Here is a 19,685-nt window from a genome sequence, read left to right on the forward strand (position 1 = left end):
ATGCCGATCACCGATTTCCTCGCGCTCGCTCCTTCCGCGGGGCAGCCTTTCCTCCATCCCTTCGTCAAGATGCAGGGCTTGCGGAACCATTTCGTGTTCTTCGACGCGCGGCGCCGGCCGCTCTCGCTCACACGAGAGAACATCGTGCGCATCTGCGACGTTCACGAGGGCGTCGGCGCCGAGCAGGTCATCGTCATAGAGGCCGCGAGCGCCGAGGCGGCAAGGCAGGGCGCCCTCGCCTTCATGCGGATCTACAATACAGACGGCAGCGAGGCCGAGGCCTGCGGCAATGCCACGCGCTGCATGGCCGAGCTTCTGTTCGACGAGACCGGCCGCGACGAGGTCCTGATCGCCAGCCTCGGCGGCCTGCTGCACTGCCGCAGCGCGGGCTCTCGCGGGGTGAGCGTCACGCTGGGGCCCATCTCGCGGGACTGGCGGCGCATTCCACTGTCGCGCGAAGCCGACACGGCGCATCTGCCAGTGGCGAGCGGGCCGCTGCGGGACGGGATGGCACTGCACATCGGCAACCCGCATGCGGTGTTCTTCGTCGAGGATGCGGAGGCGGTGGATATACCCACCCTCGCACCGGCCATTGCCGGCGATCCCCTCTTTCCGGACAGCGTCAATGTCGGCGTGGCGCAGGTCATCGACGGGCGCACGCTGAAGCTCGCCGTGTGGGAACGCCCCGGCATGCTGACAGAGGCCTGCGGTACCGGAGCCTGTGTGGCGGCCTATGCCGGCAGGCTGCGCGGATTCCTATCGGGCGACCACGTGCGCGTGCAGCTGCCAGGGGGCACGCTCGAGATCGAGCTTCTTCCAGACGGACGGGCCGTGATGACGGGTCCCGTGGCCTTTTGCTGCGCGGGTTACGTCTGAGAGCGCGCTTGCAACAGGAGGAATTGCCGCGTATCCCCTTTACAGGGCAGTAACCGGCATGGTCGTTGATGCCGGGTGGCCCGAGGGGATGGCGTCACGCGCGCGGTTCTTCCCAGGGATTGGGAAGGCTCGCGTTGCCTTGCGCACCTGGCGATTTCGGGGGCGATGGGAGTCGAGACGGTCTCGCCCATGAGCAACAGACCTTCGAGCTTGCACGCAGAGAGTCTCCGCCTGGCCGCGTCAGCCGCCAGGATCGGTTTCTGGAGCTGGAGTCCGCCCAACATCTTCCAGTGGGACGACAGCCTCTATGCGCTGATGGGCCTCGACCCTTCCGAACACCAGCCCTCGCCCGGCACGCTCTTGCCATTCGTTCACCCGGACGACCGGCACATCCTGGAAGCGGGGGGCCGCGCCATCATGGAAGGCGAAGCCTTCAATCCCAAGGACGAGTTCCGCTATGTCGGGCCAGACGGAAAGGTCCGATGGTTCGAAATCCACCGCGCGAGGACGCCCGGGAGCCAGCAGGTGGTGGGTCTCATCCAGGACATCACGGAGCGCAAGCGCGCGCTCGACGCGCTCACTGCGAGCGAGGCGCGACTCGAACTCGCCACCTCGGCGGCGAAAATCGGCATCTGGGACTGGGACCTCCTCGCCCACCGAATGATCTACTGCCCGCGCGCCAAGGCCATCTGCGGTCTTGCCCCGGACCAGGAGGTGACGCCGGAACTCGCGAAGGCCGTGACCCATCCCGACGACCTGCCCGTCACCTGGGCGCAGTTCGGCCGCGCGCTCGATCCCTATGTGAGGGACACGCGGCCCTATGCATACCGTATCGTCCGCCCCGATGGCACTATCAGGCGCGTGACGGCGCATGGCGCGGTGGTGTTCGAGCGGGTGCAGGGCGAAATGAAGGCGGTGCGCTATGCCGGCACCCTTCAGGACGTGACGGAGCACTGGGAGCTCGAGCGCGCCAAGGAGGAAACCCAGACGCGGCTGAAGATCGCCGTCGACGCCGGCCGCATGGCGATCTGGGAGGTCGACATCGCGGCGGACCGGCTGGTGAGCACGCCCGAGCTGAACCGCCTTCTCGGCTTTCCCGAGGGAGCCGAACTCACGCTGGAAGAGCTGCGTGCACGCTATCACCCGGGCGAGCGTGAGCGCATGCACGCCGCCGCCTGCGAGGCCTTGGCGCGCGGAGACCGTTTCTTTGAGTTCGAATTTCGCTATGCGCTGCCCGACGACACGCTGCGCTGGCTGCTGATGCGGGCCGAGATCTCGACCGATGCGGAGGGTGAACCCACCCGCGCCGTTGGCGTGGTCATGGACATCACAGAGCGCAAGCGGATCGAGGACCACATCCGCCTTCTGATGCGGGAGGTGAACCATCGCTCCAAGAATCTCCTTGCCGTGGTGCAGTCCGTCGCCAGCCAGACGGCGAGCCGCGGCGACCCTGCGGACTTCATCCAGCGCTTCGGCGAGAGGCTGCAGGGCCTTTCCGCCAGCCACGATCTGCTGGTGCGGAATTCCTGGCAAGGCGTCGAGATCTCGGAGCTGGTCCGCTCGCAGCTCTCCCATTTCCGCGACCTGATCGGCCGACGGATCAGGCTCGAGGGTCCGGCACTCCACCTCACGGCAACCGCCGCCCAAAGCCTGGGAATGGCCTTCCACGAACTCGCCACCAATGCCGGAAAATACGGTTCGCTCGCCGGAGAGCACGGCATGCTCCTCATCACCTGGAGCGAAAAGATGCACGAGGGGGGAAGGCACCTGTCGATCCGCTGGGAGGAGAGCGGCGGCAGCGCCGTGAAGCCGCCCCGGCGGCGCGGTTTCGGCACGCTGCTCATCACCGATATCACGCGGGCAGCACTCCAGGCCGAGATCAGCCTCGACATGCCGACGGAAGGCCTGCGCTGGCGGCTCCTGGCGCCGGCCGGAACCCTGCTCCAGGCCTGACCGCAGGGGGAACACCGGCAGAATTCATGCGTTCGGAGAGGAGCGTGCTCCGCGTGTCAACCAGACGCGACGGCATGGGGAATGCGAGCGATTTTTCTGGTTTCCCGCCGCAGCCAACGAAACGGCAGACGAGCCTCTGTCCCGTCCGCGGAGTGCGCTTTTCACATGCCGGCCGAGCGCCCCTCCCCCAGTTCCACGGGCTCCGCCACGCCCTGCGTCACGCCGATCACCGCCTTCACCGGCAGATGATCCGATGCGATGCGCGAGAGCGGCGTTTCCACCGCGAACATCTCGTAAACGGTGACATGCCTGTTGGTCAGCACGCGGTCGAGCGGCCAGAGGGGGAAGCGCGAGGGGAAACTCGCAATCGCCATGTCGACGTCGCAGAGATGCGGATCGAATGGCTTTAGCGCCGAGCGCCCGCCCACGCGCCATTCGTTGGTGTCTCCGAGCAGGATCACCGCACGGTCGTCCACGGGGTGTGCCGCACCCAGTATGGCCTCCGCCTGGCGCGCGCGAGAGGAGGCGAGCAACCCCAGATGCGCGCCGATGATGCGGATCGGCAGCCCGGCAAAGTCGAAATCGACGAGAACGGCTCCGCGCGGTTCGAAGCCCGGGAGCGTCATCTTGTTGACGCCCGAGACCTTGCCGCTGCGGTAGAGAATGACGTTGCCATGCCAGCCATGGCTCAGCTTGTGCGAGCCGCCCTGATCCAGCACCGAGCGGTAGCCGCCCTTTTCCTGCAACGCCTTGAGGTTCAGCAAGCCCTTGCGGCTGCCAAACCTCTGGTCGGCCTCCTGCAGGGCGACGATGTCGGCGTCAAGCTCGAGCACCACGCTCAACACCCGGTCGGGGTCGAAGGCACCGTCCGTTCCCACGCATTTGTGAACGTTGTAGGAGGCGACCGAGAGGGTCAGCGACGGGTCATGGCCCTGGTGGGAGGGCTTCTTCTGACCCACCATCGGGCTGCCGCGGCCTGCGTTGCGCGAAAGATTCCGCCGCAGGGCGGGAACGATGTGTTTCATAGTGCATTCAACCTTGTCGCCCTGATCCTGGTCATTCAGCCCGGGTGACTCATGCTTGTTCTTTTGCCAAGGTGCATAGGACGCGCCGCAGGTTCAAGTGTGATTTTACTCGCCAACGTCCGGGACTCGGGATTGTTCTCCTCGCCTTCGACATGGGCCCTGATCGCCGCGCTCGCTCTCATCATCGTGGCGGGCCTCGCGCTTTCCGGCGTCTACGCGTTCGGCAGCGTAGCCCAGCGGCGGCGCGGCCGCGTGACCCTTGCCCTTCCCCTCCAGGAGGACGAGACGCCGCTCGACCGCGCAGTGGCACCCCTTGCCGCCCAGCACCCGGGTGAAAGCGGGCTGATGCTGATGACGTCAAGCCTCCAGGCCTTCCGAGCCCGGCTCGAGACGGCGCGGGCGGCGGGCCGCAGCCTCGATCTCCAGTACTACTATTGGAAGAACGACCTCACGGGGCGCCTCCTGGTCAACGAGGTGGTGGCGGCGGCGCGGCGAGGCGTGCGCGTGCGCCTTCTTCTCGACGACATCAACTCCTTCGGCTTCGACCCCTCGCTTCTCGCCCTCGACAGCCATCCGAACATCGAGGTGCGCCTGTTCAATCCGAGCCGCAGCCGCTCCGATTCCTTTCGCCGCGGGCTTGAACTGACGATCAAGTATTTCACCGCAACGCGCCGCATGCACAACAAGTGCTGGATCGCCGATGGGCGGGTGCTGATTGCCGGCGGGCGCAACGTCGGAGACGAGTATTTCGACGCCTCCCAGGAGGCCAATTTCCAGGACATCGACATTCTCGCCATCGGCGCGTGCGTGGCGGAGGCCGAGCGCATCTTCGACCGCTACTGGAACAGCGAACCGGCACTTCCCATCCGTGCACTGCACCGGATCCGACAGATCCGGCGCCCGCAGTTCCGCAAGCTGGCGCGAAGGCTCGACCGGCACATGCGATCGGCCCGGGCCCGCACCTTCCTCTACCATCTCGACGCCATGTCGAGCCCGCCGGACTATACGGATGCTCAGCGCCTCTTCTGGTCGAAGGGCGTCGAGGTGATCGCCGACCCCCCGGAGAAGGCTTCCGGCCTCGCCCAATCCGAATGGATGGGGGAGCGCATCAACGAGCTTCTCCGCGCCGCGCGGGAGAGCCTGCTGATCAGCTCGCCCTACTTCATCCCCGGAACGGCGGGCGCCAAGACCCTCGCAACGCTGGCTGGCACCAGGCGGCTCATCCGCGTGCTGACGAATTCCCTGGCTGCAACCGATGTCATCGCGGTTCACGGCGCCTATGCCAAATACCGCAAGGCGCTGCTCGCCGCAGGAGTCCAGATCCATGAACTGAAGCCAGAGCCAAGGCGGCACCGGGCTTCGCTCTTCGGATCGCGCACCGCGAGCCTTCACACCAAGGCGTTTCTCATCGACGGCGAGCTGGGCTTCGTCGGCTCCTTCAATCTCGATCCGCGTTCGCTTTCGATCAACACGGAGATGGGTTTGCTCTTCTGCTGCCCGCACATCGTACGGAACCTCAAGCGGGCGTTTGAAATGCAGATGGAGCCGGAGTTCAGTTATCACCTGATCCTGCGCAACGGCCAGCTGGTGTGGAGAGAAGAGATCGACGGCACGCCACGTGAGCACGAGTCGGAGCCGGAAGCCCCGATGCGCCGCCGCGTACCGGCCGCGATCATCGCCTGGCTACCGATCGAGTCGCAGCTCTAGCCTCAGGCAGCCGATGGCGTCGAGAGGAGCCAGAGCCCGAAAGCCGTATAGAGCACCATCGCGGCGGTGAGCGGCAGTTCCAGCCTCAGCATGGCGGGTCTCGCAAGGCTGCTCCCCGCCACCATGGCATGGGCCACGGCGACACCCACGACATGGCCGATGACGATCGCCGCCGTCTGGGCCGAAAACAACGCCAGGGCCCCTGAAGCGGTGTTCTGGAAGGACGCCGTCACGCGAAACTGGCCGAGGCCGAGGAGATCGGCACCACTCGACAGAGGATCGTTGAGCGTCAGGGCGAGGTATTGCAGGTTGACCAGCGTGTCGCCGAGATAATGCGCGAAATGGTAGGCGATCGAGATCGGGATCAGCGAATAGACCAGCCGACCGCAGAGGCCCGGGAGAGTGGAAGGGCGACCTGCCCACAGCCAGCCTGCCGCGACGGCTGCGAGGAACGCGGTCGCGAGCACGAGGAAAGCCCCGATGAGCCCCAGCGTGTTGGGGGCCACGAGATAGGTCCGCCCTGGATGGTCGAGCGGGTTGATACCGATAGAGGACAGCCAGAAAAACGTGTTGGCGAAGCCGTCGAAAGTGATGGAACTCAGGGTGAGCAGCACGAAGAGCACGCCGCTCACCGGCAGGACGGGCAGTTTCAGCAGTCCTGCTCCCGGCCAGCGTAACCCGTCCGGGCCCGAGGGCGCGCAGGCGCCAAGCTGGCGAAGGAACACCGCGAAGGGGTCGGCACGGCCAAGCCACGCTTGCGGGCCGAACAGGAAGACGGCGACGAGCGTAAGGCAAAGATAGAGGCTCACCACGCGCACCAGAACGTCGCGGTCTTCGGGTGCGGGATAGACGAGCTGGAACCAGGCAAAGGCGAAGAAGATGAGACAGGCCGGCCAGTAGGCGGCGCCCAGGGGATAGGCGAGCGGCGGCCGGGAGCTGCCTGCTCCCCGGTTCAGAAGCCCATGCAATCCGGTGAAGGGGTTGATCGACGCCCAGAGATTTCCGAACAGCGGATGGAGCATCACGATCAGCACCCACCACAGCGTCCATACGGTGAGCGGCAGGATGTTCTCTGCCGGATCATTGGGGCCCAGCAGGCCCGCGATGATCACGAAGACCACCACAGCAGCGCTGACGAGGCTTGCCCCGCGGCCATAGCGCAAGGCATCTTCCTCGGCAGCTTCAGGCGCCCCATTCCCCTTGCGGTGGGGAAGCAGGGACACGGCGAGGAAGGAGACGAGCACCGCCAGCGCACCGCCTGCGATCACATAGCCCGTCGGCAGGAGCAGGACGAAGCCTCGACCGGAGGCATGGGCGAAGGCCGGCCCTGCCGCACTCACCAGAAAAAGCGCGGAAAGCACCACACGCCACATTCTCAGATTCCCACGTAGCGGTCGATCATGTGGCGGTCGGCGGCGAGTTCCGCCGGCGTCACCACGCCAGTGATGCGGCCGTTCTCCGCGAAGGCCACGCGGTCCGCCACGGGCAGCACTGCATCGACGCGCTGCTCCACGAGGATCGTCGTCACGCCATGCGACTTCAGATCAAGCACCGATTGGCGGATGCGCGCGATCATCGATGGCATCAGGCCTTCGGTGGGCTCGTCGAGCAAGAGCAGCTTGGGATCGAGGCAGAGTGCCCGCGCCATCGCCAGCATCTGCTGCTCGCCGCCGCTCATCGTGCCGGCGCGCTGGTCGAGGCGCTCCTTCAGCAGCGGAAAGAGCCCGAGCACATGCTCGAGCACGGCGGGCCCCGCGTTCCGAGCCATGAGCCCGACCTTCAGGTTCTCCCTGACGGTGAGGTCCGAGAACAGCCGGCGCCCCTGCGGAACGTAGCCGACGCCATGCCTGGGCACTTCGTGGGGCGGCAGCGCCGTCAGTTCCGTACCGTCGAGCGCGATCGAGCCGCGCCGTGCCTTGACGAGCCCCATGATAGCCTTGAGCGCCGTCGTCTTTCCAGCACCGTTGCGCCCGAGAAGGCAGAGGATCTCGCCGCGCTCGGCCGTGAGGGAGAAGGAGCGCAGCACCTGCGCCTCCCCGTAATAGCAGTCGATCTCCCTGATCTCGAGCATCAGCCGGTTCCCAGATACGCGTCCTGCACGGCATGATTGGCCCTGATTTCAGCCGGGCTCCCTTCCGCCAGGATGCTGCCGCGGTCGAGCACGGTGATGCGGTGCGCCAGTTCCATCACCACCGGCATGTTGTGCTCGATCAGCAGCACCGTCGCCTCGGCGGCGACGTCGCGGACGAGCGCGATGAAGCCCTCGATCTCGGCATCGGAGAGCCCCTGCGTCGGCTCGTCGAGGATCAGCAGCTTGGGGCGCAGCGCCAGCCCCATCGCCACCTCGAGCAGCCGCTGGTGCCCGTAGGAGAGTGTTCCGGCGAGCTGTGCGGCCCGCTCGGCGAGGCCGACGCGCGACAGCTGTTCGAGGCTGGCCTTCCGGCCGGGCTGGTGCGCGGCGAGCGCAACGTTCTCCTCCGCAGTGAGATTGGAATAGATCGAGGTGATCTGGAACGTGTAGGCGATGCCACGCCGCACGCGCCTGAAGGCCGGAAGCGGCGTCACGTCCTCGCCCTCGAAGGCGATCGTTCCGGCGGTCGGCGCAATGCGACCCGAGATCAGGCTGACGAAGGTGGTCTTGCCCGCGCCATTGGGGCCGATCACGGCCCTCACCTCGCCCTTGTCGAGGCGGAAATCCACGTTCGACACCGCCTGGAGGCCGCCGAAGCTGCGTGACAGGCCACGGGTCTCGAGGAGCGGCAGCATCGCGGTCACGGCAGCCATGGCAGGTAGCGCTGGCGGATGCTGCCGAGAATTCCCTTCGGGAAGAACAGCACCAGCAGGATGAGCACGACGCCAACGGCCAGCAGGCTGGCAGTGGTGAAGCCACTGGCGAAATCGACGAGCATGAACATCAGTGCCGTGCCGAGAACCGGGCCGAGAACCGTCGCGGCCCCGCCGAGCAGCGTCCACAGCAGCGGGTGTATCGAGTACTGGATCGAGGCCAGGCTCGAGCCGGCATAGGCGAACATCATCGCATAGGCTGCTCCCGCAAAGCCCGCGAAGGCGCCGGAGAGCACGAAAGCGGCGAGCTTGTAGCGGGCGACGTCGTAGCCGAGCATGGCGGTGCGTCCCTCGTTCTCGCGGATCGCCACCAGCACGTGGCCGACCTTCGAACGCACCACGGCGAGGCTCACGGCGAGCGCGAGGGCGAGAAACGCCAGCGCCAGATTGTAGCGCAGCAGCGGATCGGTGAGGTCGACGTCGAGCCCCAGCACGGAGAACATGCGCGCCGTGTCCGGGATGACGATGCCTTCGTCACCGCGGGTGTAGTCGCCGAAATAGAGCACGGTGAGGAAGGCCGCCTGCGAGAACATGAGCGTCACGATCATGAAGGCGACACCGCTCGCCCGGAGCGCGATGAGCCCGATGGCGAGCGAGACCGCGACCCCGATCAGCACGGCCAGGAGGAACGCCTCCGGCACACCGAGGCCGAAACGCGTCACCCCGAGGGCTGCGGCGTAGAGCCCCGTGGCGAAGAACATGGCGTGACCGAGGCTCAGCAGGCCTGCGTAGCCGAAGAGGATGTTGTAGCCGATGGCATAGATCGCCAGCACCATGATGCGCGTCGCGGTGAGCACCACATAGTCGCTCGCCGCGAATTGCAGGAGGAACAACGCGGCGACGACGGCGCCATGCAGGATGACGATGCGGGCCGTCATGTTGTCTTCGCCCCGTAAAGCCCCTGCGGGCGCACCACCAGCACCAGCGCCACCGCGAGCGTGGCGATGATCGAGGCGAGCGTCGGCGAGAAGAACATCGAGATGATGCCGTCCGCCATGCCGATGATGACCGCCGCGACGACGCTTCCCTTGATCGAGCCGAGCCCCCCGATGATGACCACGATGAAGCTCATCAGCAGCGGATCGAGGCCCATCAGGTAATGCGCCTGCTGGATTGGCACGATGAGGACGGCGGCGACGGCGACGAGCGCTGCGCCCGCGACGAAGACGGCGGAATAGACGGCGTTCACCGGGATGCCGAAGGCCGTTGCCGTCTCGCGGTCGAACTGGGTGACGCGCATCAGGAGGCCGAAGCGCGTCTTCGCCAGCACATACCAGACCGCAAGAAGCAGCGCCGCCGAGGCGACGACGACGAAGAGCTTGTAGCCGGAGAAGCCGAACCACGGGAAAGCGATGCGGTAGCTGAAGGGGGCGGCCACGGGCTTTGCATCCGCGCCGAAGACTGAAAGGGCGAGCTGCTGGATGACGAAGAGCAGGCCGATCGTCGCCACGATGGTGGCCTCCGGGTCATAGCCGATGCGGCGCAGCAGCAGGCGCTCGGTCAGGAAGGCAATCGCTCCGACGGCGAGCGGCGCAACGATCAGTGCCGCGAGGAAGCCGGCGAGCGGCCCGCCCGGCATCATCTTCGCCGTCCACCACGCGAGCATCGCCCCGAGCATGAAGAACTCGCCATGGGCGACATTGACGACGCGCATCACGCCGAAGACGAGCGAGAGTCCGAGCGCCGACAGCGCCAGGACGGCGGCCGCGACCGTGCCCTCGAGAAGGGCGAGCAGGAGGTGTGGAAAAAAGGCCAAGAGGTTACCGGCGCTGTGGAAGGAATGGCCGGGCGCCGCCCGGCCATGACGTTACGAAGCGGACCGGCGCTCAGAGCGCCATCTTGGTATAGTCGGCCTCAGGCTCGTAGAGGCCCTCCTCGATCGTGGTGCGGTAGACCACTTCGCCCACGCCGTTCTTCACCTGCGTGATGTTCTGGTGGCCGAAGCACTGGTGGATCTTGCCGTTGAAGACCTTGTCGCCCTGCGGATGCTCGTTGCCTTCAGCCATGGCGGTGATGGCCTCGGTCGCCTCGATGAGCTTCTGCTTGTCCTGCGGGCCCTGGTAGCCCGCCGCCTCCATCGCCTGCTTCAGCACGTAGAGCGTCTCCCAGCAGCCGAACATGTGCGAAAAGGTAGATATATCGGCGGCATCCGACACGCTGGCGCCGTTGGCGTCCACCCCCACCTTCTCGCGGTAGAAGGTGTCGTGCGGCTTGGGCGAGGCGCCGGCGAAGCGGGGATACGCCTCCCAGAGATAGGAGCCCTCGAGAAACTCGAGGCCGGGGCTCTTGAGATCGACCGCCTCAAGGCTGTCGATGAAGCCGAAGAGCGGCGGGTGCTGGCTGCCGAAATGCTCGCCGAGCTCCTTCACGAAGGTGAGCACGGCCGGGCCCACCATCACGTGGTAGATCACCTCGGTATCCGACGGGATCTGCGGGAAGTAGCGGGTGAAGGAGGATTCCGTGGGCGGGATCGGGATCAGCGCGTTCACCTCGCCGCCCTGCGCCTTGATGGCGGCGGAGAAATAGTCGCGATGGTCGTAGCCGAAGGCGAAGTCGGGGAAGATCATCGTGACCTTCTTGCCGAGGTTCTTGGCGATCCAGGGCGCCAGCGAGATCACCTGGCTCTTCACGTCGGTGATGCCCGGCTGGAAGGTGTAGCGGTTCAGCGTGCCCGAAGCCACGTGGTGACCCTCGGAAACGACATAGTAGGGAAGCTTCAGTTCGCCGGCGCGCGGGGCCGAGCCCATCACCACATGGCTGAACAGCGTGCCGAAGCCCACGTCGCACTTGTGCTGGGTGGCGAATTTCTCGACGACCTCTGCGCCGCGGCCGGGATCCGTTCCATCGTCCTCGGCGATGATCTCGACCTGCCTGCCATTGATGCCGCCCTGCTCGTTGATGAGCTTCACCGCGGCTGTGGTCGTGCGCTCATACCAGCGGCCATAGGCAGCACCGATGCCGGTGCGGTGCACCTGGAAGCCGATGCGGATCGGCTCGGAGGATTGCGCCTGGGCATAGCGCACGAAGCCGGGCCCGACATTGACGCCGCCTACGATCGAGGCGGCAGCGCCGGCGCCCGCCAGCTTCAGGGCACCGCGGCGGGAAATGCGATTCTTCTGGGGTACGACGATTTTCGAGTCCGGCATGGTTTTCCTCCTGGTCTTGTGTGCCCCTGTCATCGGGGCCTGGTCTGCGCCAGGAAGTGATCATAGCAAAAGAAATGCCGCCGGATAGGGGCAGCCGGTTGGCTTCCCGCGCTTCAGGCGATGCGGCCGAGGAGGTCGAGGAGGAGACGCCGCTCGGCGGGCGCAAGCGGCTTCAGGGTCTCGGCGGTGATGGCCTGTGCCGGGACGATCCCGCGTTGAACCAGCTTCAGCCCCTCGGGTGAAATCGAGACGCGGGTCCGGCGGGCGTCATCGGGGTCGGGCGCGGTGGCGATCAGCCCGCGCCTGCCAAGCCTGTCCACCACGCCCTTGATGGTTGCAGCGTCCATCGCCGTCTCGCGCCCCAACAGGTTCTGGGAGGCGCTGCCGAGTTCCGCGAGCTTCACGAGCGCTGCCCATTGGGTGGGGGTAAGGCCCTCCACCATGCCGGAGGCGAAGATCGCAGCATGGCGCTGTCCGGCGCGGCGGAGGTGGAAGCCCACCTGCTCTTCCAGGCGGTAGTCGCCGAGGACGGAGCTTGTCTCTGCCGCCCCGGTGGCCATGGCTCAGCGCTCGACGAAAGCTTTTTCGATGACGTAGCTGCCGGGCTCGCTGCTCGAGCCCTCGTGGAACGACATGCCCTTCAGCAGGGTCGTGATATCGGAGAGAAAAGCCGGGCTGCCGCAGATCATGACGCGGTCCTGCGCCGCGTCGACAGGGGCCAAGCCGAGGTCGGCGGCCATGCGGCCGGAGCCCAGGAGATGGGTGATGCGGCCACGGTTGCGGAATTCCTCGCGCGTCACGGTCGGGTAGTAAAGGAGCTTGGCACGGATCTCCTCGCCGAGCAGTTCATCGTTCGGCAGCACCTTCTCGATCTCGTCAGCATAGGCGAGTTCCGCGGCGAAGCGGCAGCCATGCACCAGCACCACCTTCTCGAAACGCTCGTAGACGGCGGGGTCCTTCGCCAGGCTCATGAAGGGGGCAAGCCCGGTTCCGGTACCGAGGAGATAAAGGTTGCGGCCGGGAAGCAGGTTGTCGATCAGCAGCGTGCCGGTGGGCTTCTTGCCGACCAGGATCTTGTCGCCCGCCTTGATGTGCTGGAGCTTGGAGGTGAGCGGCCCGTCCTGCACCTTGATCGACAGGAATTCGAGCTCGTCCGCATAGTTCGGGCTCACGAGGCTGTAGGCGCGCAGCAGCGGCTTTCCGTTGACCGGGAGGCCGATCATCGTGAACTGCCCGTTCTCGTAGCGGAACGCAGGCGAGCGGGTGGTCTTGAAGCTGAAAAGCCGGTCCGTCCAGTGGTGGACGCTCAGCACTTCTTCCTCGAACAAGGCGCTCATGAGGGCTCCGGATCGCTCTGTAACTGTCTGGGAATTTTGTTTGTGTACAAACAAAAAATATGGGATGATCGTTCCATTGTCAACCGCTATTCCGCAACTGCGATGCTGCACCGCAGCATGACTCCCATGAGCGAACAGCCCGGAAAGATCCGCTGCGACGCCTGCCCCGTCCTCTGCTACATCCGCGAGGGCTTGATGGGCGCCTGCGACCGCTATGCCAACCGCGGCGGGGTGCTGATCCGCGTCGATCCGCATGTCGTGCTGGAACGCACCAGGGAACGCGGCGGTGAACTCGTGCCCTTCCTCCCCTCCTCGCGCGAATGGGACGGCCGCGTGGTACGCGAGCCAGAGACCTTCGTCACGGCGATCGGCGCCGGCACCACCTACCCCGACTACAAGCCCGCACCCTTCATCGTTTCCTCGGAGATCGACGGCGTCGACATGGTCACCGTCGTGACCGAGGGGATCTTCAGCTATTGCGGACTCAAGGTGAAGATCGACACGGACCGGCACCTGGGCCCAGAATGCGCCGCGGTCCGGGTCGATGGCGAGCAGATCGGCCATGTGACGACCGCCGAATACGGATCGCAGATGCTCTCGCTCGGCGGCGTGCGCCATCTCACCGGCGGGTCCAAGAAGGAGGGTCGCGTCACCTGCGAGAGCATGCTGGCCCTCGCCAACTGCAAGCCACTCGAAGTCACGGTGGATGGCGGCGCAACACTGGTGATCGAGGCCGGCAAGGCCCCCATCATCAACGGCACGCGGGAAGAGCGCATGCGGGTGGGCTGCGGCTCGGCCACCATCGGCATGTTCGCCAATCAGTGGATGGGCCTCGTCGACGACGTCGTGGTGGTCGACGACCACATCACCGGTGTGCTCTCAGAGCACCAGGCCGGCAAGTTCCTGGGCGTGCCGGACACCGGCATCAAGATGAAGGGTCACCGCTCGACGCCGGGGCGCTACTTCAAGGTCGCCCAGCCCGGCACCGGCTGGGGCGGCACCGACCTCATCGATCCCCTCACCATCCTCAAGCCCTTTGACCCGAAGGAGGCCTGGCCGGGCCTCCGCCTGCTGATGGTTTCGACCACCGGTGAGCACTCTTCCTATTACGAGCTCGACGAGACGCTTGTCCCCGTCGAGAAGGAGCTGCCCCCGGCTCTCCGGCTCTCGGTGAACCGCATCCAGGAGAATTGCGAGCCCGCCCTGGCGAGCGTGCTGTTCATGGCGGGCGCGGGCGGCTCGCTGCGCGCCGGCGTCACCGAGAACCCGGTGCGGCTCACCCATTCGGTGAAGCACGCCGTCACCCGCGTCACGGCGGGAGGTGCTCCTTGCTACGTCTGGCCCGGCGGCGGCATCACCTACATGGTCGACGTGACGGCGCTTCCTGAAAACGCTTTCGGCTCCGTGCCGACGCCCGCCCTGGTCGCTCCCATCGAGTTCACCATGCGCAAGGAGGATTACGCGGCACTCGGCGGCCACATGGACCAGGTGCGCAGCCTCGTCGACGTGCTGGGCGATGCCGGCAAGAAGCGGATCCCGGCGGGTTGAGGCGCCACGGCGAGAGCCGACTGGAGGATCGTTGCATCGACGCGGGACAGGCTGGGCGAAAGCCCGGCGCGGCACCCGACCGAACGCACGCGTTACTGGACGGACTGGTACGGCCCCACCCTGCACCGCATGGCCTGAGGCCAGCAAACTGTCGAGAACTGGCGCTTTCCGGGTAAGACGGTGCTGGTGGGCACATACGCGCCGACGGAGACCGAACTTCGCGCCATCCTTTATTGCGTCAAGCCGGACGGCAGCCGACGCGTTACCGCCCCAGGCTTTGCCTCGTGCAGCGGCCCCGCCTTCTCGCCCGACGGTCTCACCATGTATTTCAGCGACTCAGCCGGCCTCGCCTATGAGGTCGCGCCGGAGTGCCCGCGCATCTCGAACCATCGCCTTTCTTGCCGTGTTCGGACCGAAGGAAGGCCTGCCAGACGGAGCACCCGCGCAATGTGACATGGCTCTCCGCCTTGCGGTTCACTCCGCCGCGTCGAGCCGTTGCGCGCTGCGGCCCAGGCCCTCGGCAACCCTCCGGCCGTAGTCCGGGTCGGCCTTGGTGAAGTGTTCGATCATCTTCGTCTGGATGACCTCGGCACACTGGGAGAGCGCGGCCACGAGATTGGCGATCAGTTCCTCGCGCTCCCCATGCTCGAAGCTGCGATAGCGTTCGCCGGCTTGCTTGAAGTCGTTGGTGCGCGCGATCTTCTGCCGCCCGATCTCGCCCTGCCAGAAGCTGCGGGGGCCGGGGCCCGCCCGCTCCTGCTCGCGAAGCCCCTGGAAGTTCGACGGCTCGTAGTTGATGTGTGGGTCCGCCCCCTGCTCCGCGCCGTCAACGTGATAGCTCATCTGGCCTCCGCGCTGGTTGGTCGCGAAGGGGCAGCGCGGCGCGTTGATCGGAAGCTGCAGGTAGTTCGGCCCGACGCGGTAGCGCTGCGTGTCCGAATAGGCAAAGGTGCGGCCCTGCAGCAGCTTGTCCTCGGAGAAATCGATCCCGTCCACCAGCACGCCGGTGCCGAAGGCCACCTGCTCCACCTCATTGTGATAATCCACCGGATTGCGGTTCAGCTGGATGTGGCCGACGCGGCGCATCGGGAACTGGTCTTCGGGCCAAAGCTTCGTCACGTCGAGGGGGTCCCAGTCGAGCTCAGGATGCTCGTGGTCCTCCATGATCTGGATGAACATGTCCCACTCGGGAAACTCACCGCGGGCAATTGCATCGTAAAGGTCGCCCGTGGCGTGGTTGAAATCCTTTGCCTGGATGCGCTCCGCCTCTTGCTGGGTGAGGTTGCGCACGCCCAGGCGCGGCTGGAAGTGGAACTTGCACAGCACCGTCCCGCCCTCGTCATTGACGAGCTTGTAGGTGTTGACGCCCGAACCCTGCATTTCACGGTAATTGGCGGGGATGCCCCAGGGCGAAAACAGCCAAGTCACCATGTGGGTGGCTTCAGGCGACATCGACACGAAATCGAAGAAGCGGTTCATGTCCTGCCGGTTGTGCACAGGGTCCGGCTTGAAGGCGTGCACCATGTCCGGAAACTTGATGGGATCGCGGATGAAGAAGACCTTGAGATTGTTGCCCACGAGGTCCCAGTTGCCGGCCTCGGTATAGAACTTGATGGCGAAGCCGCGTGGATCGCGCAGCGTCTCGGGCGAGTGCCCGCCGTGGATCACGGTCGAGAAGCGCAGGAAGATGGGCGTCTGCGTTCCCGCCCGGAAGACCTTGGCACGGCTGAACCTCTCGATGGGTTCGTCGCCAAGTTTCCCTGTCGGCACGAAGATGCCGTGTGCTGCCGCGCCGCGGGCATGCACCACCCGCTCCGGAATGCGCTCGCGGTCGAAATGGGTCATCTTCTCGAGGAAATGATAGTCCTCGAGAACCAGCGGGCCGCGCTCCCCGATCGAGCGGGTGTTCTGGTTGTCATAGACGGGATGGCCCTGCCGCGTGGTGAGGCCGATGGTCCTTTTCTTCCCTGGCATGGTGTCTCTCCCTGGCGCGATTGCGAGTGGCACAACGGCGCGGCAGCCCCAAAGGTTCGAGGGCCCTGTCGGAACTCCCGGGCAGGGCGGAACATTATGGCAACAACAAAGGGAGACGATGATGACAGATGAGAACCGCGTGAAGCCCTCCAATCCCAAGGCCGACATGGCCGCCCCCGGCAACATGACCAAGGACCCGGAGGACTGGGTCACGGGCGATGAGCCCATGACGGGGGCTCAGGCCTCCTACCTCAAGACACTGTGCGAGGAGACCGGGGAAGAGTTCGACCCGTCCCTCACCAAGGCGCAGGCCTCGGAGCGGATCGACGCACTGCGCGACAAGGACCCACGGCTCAACCCCGGAAAGGAGAAGAAGGGCCGCCGCTGAGCGGCCTCTTCTGCATTCCAGTCGGCCGGACTTGCCAAGCCTGGGGATCGGTGCAATGCGGGTTTCTCCAACAGCGAGTGCCCGAAATGCTGACGACGATCCCCGGTTTGCTGGACGCGGTGCGCAGCCGCTTCGCCCATGTCGATACCTGCCCCTTCGAGGGCCCGCGCGTGTTCTTCGAGAATGCCGGGGGCGCGCTCACGCTGAAATCCGTCGTCGAAACTTCGGGGCTCTACGCCTCCTATCCGGATAACCAGGGGCGCGACAATCCGGCTTCCAGGGCCCTGATGGCGGCGATCGACAGGGGCAAGGCCGACATGCGGCTGTTCTTCAACGTGAAGGAGGGCCAGGTCTTCGTCGGCGAGAGCGGCACCGAGGTGCTGTTCCGCCTGATCCGCACTGCAGCGGTGGGTGCTGCTCCCGGTGGCATCATGCTCTCGACCACGCTCGAGCACCCGGCCTCCCGCAGTGCCATGGCGCGCTGGGCGGAGGTAACGGGGCGGCCTCACGTTCTCACTCCCCACGACGATGCCACCGGCAGGGTGGACGTCGAGGCCTACCGCCGCTTCATCACGCCGGAGGTGCGGGTTGCCACCATCGTCCACACCTCGCCCGTCACCGGCATGGCGGTGGACGTGGCATCGATTGCAGCCGCCATCCGCAGCGCCGCGCCGGACTGCTTCATCGTGGTCGACGGCATCCAGCATGCAAGCCACGGCGCCGTGGACATTTCATCCTACCCGATCGACGGCTATGCCATCTCGCCCTACAAGGTGTTCTCGCGCCACGGCTATGGCGTGGGCTGGGCTTCGGACCGGCTTACCGCTTTGCCAAAGGAAACCGTCATGGGCGGGTCGCCCGTGAACTGGGAGATGGGAACACGCGATGCCGGGAGCTATGCCACCTTCTCGGACATCGTCGACTATCTCGAATGGCTCGGCGGCCATTTCACTGACGAGACCGACCGCCGCCCAAGGCTCGAAGCCGCCGCCCGCGCCATCCACGATCACGAACAGGCGCTAGGCCACGCCATGATCGAGGGCACCGGCAATCTGCGCGGGCTTGCCCATGTTCCGGGCCTCCACATCATCGGCGGCGCGGATATGACCCATCGCGAGGGCGTCGTTTCGGTGGTGCTCGACGGCGTGAAGAGCGAGGAGGTCGTCGCCTTCCTGAACGCCCGCGGTGTTCGCACCCACACCCGCAAGGACGATCACTACAGCGGCAACGTCCTGAAGCCCCTGGGGCTGAAGGACTGCGTCCGCGTCTCCTACAGCCACTACAACACGCTGGCCGAGGTGGCGCAGTTCCTCACCGCCATCAACGAGTTCGCAGAGGGTGACCGCGCCGCGGCGATGAGCTAGGCTTCTCTCGAAAACAGCCGGGGCGGAGACCAGCACATGATCGACTTTCCCATCACAGACACCCACGTCCACCTGCTCGATACGCAGAAGTTCAAGTACAGCTGGGCGGCGGGTGCGCCGAAGCTGGCGCGCGACTGGACGGCGGATGATCTCGCCGCGCGCGCGAGGCCCTACGCCATCGAGAACATCGTCTTCGTCGAGGTCGACGTGGACATGCCGCAGTACCTCGAGGAAGGTGTGTGGGTGCAATCGCTTGCAGACAGCGACCCGCGCCTGAAGGGCTGTGTTGCCTGCCTCCCGCTCGAAAAGGGCCCGTCGATCGAGCCGGAGATGGCGCGGCTCGCGGAACTCCCCGTCATGCGGGGCATCCGCCGCCTGATCCAGAACAAGTCCGATCCCGAGTTCGTGCTTCAGCCCCGCTTCATCGCGGCAACGAAATTGCTCCCGAAATACAAGTTTTCCTTCGACATCTGCATCTATCATCACCAGTTCGGCAACGTGCTGCGCTACGTGCGGCAATGCCCGGAGGTATCGTTCATCCTCGACCATATCGGCAAGCCCGGCATCCGGGACGGGCTCACCGAACCGTGGAAGACGCACCTCCGCGAGATGGCGTCGCTGCCCAACGTGATGTGCAAGCTATCGGGCGTCACCACCGAGGCGGACCACGCCAACTGGACGCGCGAACAGCTGCGCCCCTACATCGACCATGTGATCGATTGCTTCGGCTTCGACCGCATCATGTACGGCGGCGATTGGCCGGTCTCCGAGCTCGCCGGGAAATACACCGACTGGCTCGAGGTTCTGGACTGGGCCACTGCCGGCTGCACGGCGGAAGAAAAGCGCAAGCTCTTCCGCGACAACGGCATTCGCGCGTACCGGCTATGATCTAAGAAGCAAGGCGGACCGGTGGGTTCCACGTTGCGGGTCTTGCTCTAGGCGGGAAACACGGCTTTCGCATCGCGCAAGAAGAGCGCCCTGAGCTTGTCCCAGAAATCGCCGCCCAGCATCACCAGCCCGACCAGGACCAGCATGTCGCTGATTACGCCATCGCGAACGGTGTTGCGGCCGATGGAGGGGGCAAATTCGGCGACATAGGGCGCTACCCAGGCAAGGACGATCGGCACAACGAGGAACAACAGTCCCACTCGGTAGCGCAGGGGACTTACTTCGTCTGGGAAGGCAAGGCGCCGCACCGTGCCGAAGACGAGAGCCTTGAGCTGATCGAAGCCGGCGCGGCCGAGAAACGCCGCGCTTGCAATCACCAGAACCTTGTTGAGCACGAAATTCACTGCGCCAATCGCGCTGACGGCGGCCGGGCTGGCACCAATGCCCATCGCTGCCAGCGTGATGAGGTGAACCGCGAAGGCGGCGATGAAGGATGCAATACCGAGCACGAACCGCCAGCGATAGGGCGTGCCATCAACGGCGGTCTGTGTCATCTTGAGCCCCCGGATTGTTGGCCGACCCCTGCATGTTGACGACGTGAACGCTGGGCGAGCATGGCCTGGCGCATACGAGGC

Annotated in this window: 19 protein-coding genes; 8 read left to right on the top strand and 11 right to left on the bottom strand. The window is 65.6% G+C overall.

The window, feature by feature from the left end; all coding sequences use genetic code 11:
* Positions 1-876, top strand: a complete 876-nt coding sequence (gene dapF, locus ACK4HL_RS03470) for a diaminopimelate epimerase (RefSeq protein WP_409756646.1) — start codon at positions 1-3, stop codon at positions 874-876.
* 210 nt (positions 877-1,086) lie between these two features.
* Positions 1,087-2,829, top strand: a complete 1,743-nt coding sequence (locus ACK4HL_RS03475) for a PAS domain-containing protein (protein ID WP_409756647.1) — start codon at positions 1,087-1,089, stop codon at positions 2,827-2,829.
* A gap of 161 nt (positions 2,830-2,990) precedes the next feature.
* On the opposite strand, the gene ACK4HL_RS03480 is transcribed toward ACK4HL_RS03475, so the two are convergent.
* Entirely contained in the window at positions 2,991-3,854 is an 864-nt protein-coding gene (locus ACK4HL_RS03480) for an endonuclease/exonuclease/phosphatase family protein (protein WP_409756648.1), read from the bottom strand.
* Positions 3,855-3,953: 99 nt separating this feature from the next.
* Here ACK4HL_RS03480 and ACK4HL_RS03485 point away from each other — a divergent pair, with 99 nt between their 5' ends.
* A complete protein-coding gene (locus ACK4HL_RS03485) occupies positions 3,954-5,561 on the top strand; it encodes a phospholipase D family protein (RefSeq protein ID WP_409756649.1) in 1,608 nt (535 codons plus the stop codon).
* A 2-nt stretch (positions 5,562-5,563) separates the two neighbouring features.
* Here the strand turns inward: ACK4HL_RS03485 and ACK4HL_RS03490 are convergent, their stop codons facing one another.
* From ACK4HL_RS03490 to ACK4HL_RS03525, 8 genes are all read right to left on the bottom strand, one after another.
* Positions 5,564-6,934, bottom strand: coding sequence for a hypothetical protein (locus ACK4HL_RS03490; RefSeq protein ID WP_409756650.1), 1,371 nt, complete (start codon positions 6,932-6,934; stop codon positions 5,564-5,566).
* Positions 6,935-6,936: 2 nt separating this feature from the next.
* The gene (locus tag ACK4HL_RS03495; RefSeq protein ID WP_409756651.1) at positions 6,937-7,632 is read right to left on the bottom strand and encodes an ABC transporter ATP-binding protein; all 696 of its coding nucleotides are present in this window, start codon (positions 7,630-7,632) and stop codon (positions 6,937-6,939) included.
* Complete coding sequence (locus tag ACK4HL_RS03500; protein WP_409756747.1) at positions 7,632-8,327, bottom strand: ABC transporter ATP-binding protein; 696 nt, start codon at positions 8,325-8,327, stop codon at positions 7,632-7,634. Before ACK4HL_RS03500 ends, ACK4HL_RS03495 begins: the two co-directional genes overlap by 1 nt.
* 5 nt (positions 8,328-8,332) lie before the next feature.
* Complete coding sequence (locus ACK4HL_RS03505) at positions 8,333-9,283, bottom strand: branched-chain amino acid ABC transporter permease (RefSeq protein ID WP_409756652.1); 951 nt, start codon at positions 9,281-9,283, stop codon at positions 8,333-8,335.
* Positions 9,280-10,161 carry a branched-chain amino acid ABC transporter permease gene (locus tag ACK4HL_RS03510; protein ID WP_409756653.1) on the bottom strand — a complete coding sequence of 294 codons (882 nt, stop codon included), beginning with the start codon at positions 10,159-10,161 and terminating at the stop codon, positions 9,280-9,282. Before ACK4HL_RS03510 ends, ACK4HL_RS03505 begins: the two co-directional genes overlap by 4 nt.
* Positions 10,162-10,231: 70 nt before the next feature.
* Complete coding sequence (locus ACK4HL_RS03515; RefSeq protein WP_409756654.1) at positions 10,232-11,551, bottom strand: ABC transporter substrate-binding protein; 1,320 nt, start codon at positions 11,549-11,551, stop codon at positions 10,232-10,234.
* 113 nt (positions 11,552-11,664) lie between these two features.
* Positions 11,665-12,111, bottom strand: coding sequence for a MarR family winged helix-turn-helix transcriptional regulator (locus tag ACK4HL_RS03520; protein ID WP_409756655.1), 447 nt, complete (start codon positions 12,109-12,111; stop codon positions 11,665-11,667).
* Positions 12,112-12,114: 3 nt separating this feature from the next.
* Complete coding sequence (locus ACK4HL_RS03525) at positions 12,115-12,888, bottom strand: ferredoxin--NADP reductase (RefSeq protein ID WP_409756656.1); 774 nt, start codon at positions 12,886-12,888, stop codon at positions 12,115-12,117.
* Between the two features lie 126 nt (positions 12,889-13,014).
* On the opposite strand from ACK4HL_RS03525, the gene ACK4HL_RS03530 reads away from it, so the two are divergent.
* Positions 13,015-14,436 (top strand): 6-hydroxynicotinate reductase, encoded by a 1,422-nt coding sequence (locus ACK4HL_RS03530; protein ID WP_409756657.1) that lies wholly within the window; start codon positions 13,015-13,017, stop codon positions 14,434-14,436.
* 186 nt (positions 14,437-14,622) lie between these two features.
* Positions 14,623-14,889, top strand: a complete 267-nt coding sequence (locus ACK4HL_RS03535) for an SMP-30/gluconolactonase/LRE family protein (RefSeq protein WP_409756658.1) — start codon at positions 14,623-14,625, stop codon at positions 14,887-14,889.
* 21 nt (positions 14,890-14,910) lie between these two features.
* Here the strand turns inward: ACK4HL_RS03535 and ACK4HL_RS03540 are convergent, their stop codons facing one another.
* Positions 14,911-16,410 (bottom strand): catalase, encoded by a 1,500-nt coding sequence (locus ACK4HL_RS03540; RefSeq protein WP_409756659.1) that lies wholly within the window; start codon positions 16,408-16,410, stop codon positions 14,911-14,913.
* A gap of 121 nt (positions 16,411-16,531) precedes the next feature.
* On the opposite strand from ACK4HL_RS03540, the gene ACK4HL_RS03545 reads away from it, so the two are divergent.
* The 3 genes from ACK4HL_RS03545 (at position 16,532) to ACK4HL_RS03555 (ending at position 19,050) form a co-directional block, all read left to right on the top strand.
* A complete protein-coding gene (locus ACK4HL_RS03545; RefSeq protein ID WP_409756660.1) occupies positions 16,532-16,798 on the top strand; it encodes a DUF3072 domain-containing protein in 267 nt (88 codons plus the stop codon).
* Positions 16,799-16,884: 86 nt separating this feature from the next.
* Positions 16,885-18,162 (top strand): aminotransferase class V-fold PLP-dependent enzyme, encoded by a 1,278-nt coding sequence (locus ACK4HL_RS03550; protein WP_409756661.1) that lies wholly within the window; start codon positions 16,885-16,887, stop codon positions 18,160-18,162.
* A gap of 36 nt (positions 18,163-18,198) precedes the next feature.
* A complete protein-coding gene (locus ACK4HL_RS03555) occupies positions 18,199-19,050 on the top strand; it encodes an amidohydrolase family protein (RefSeq protein WP_409756662.1) in 852 nt (283 codons plus the stop codon).
* A gap of 47 nt (positions 19,051-19,097) precedes the next feature.
* Here ACK4HL_RS03555 and ACK4HL_RS03560 read toward each other — a convergent pair whose 3' ends face one another.
* Positions 19,098-19,604, bottom strand: a complete 507-nt coding sequence (locus tag ACK4HL_RS03560) for a hypothetical protein (protein WP_409756663.1) — start codon at positions 19,602-19,604, stop codon at positions 19,098-19,100.
* Positions 19,605-19,685: the final 81 nt, after the last annotated feature.

Origin of the sequence: Aestuariivirga sp. (assembly GCF_046294715.1) — a bacterium.
In the GTDB taxonomy this organism is placed as follows: Bacteria; Pseudomonadota; Alphaproteobacteria; order Rhizobiales; family Aestuariivirgaceae; genus Aestuariivirga.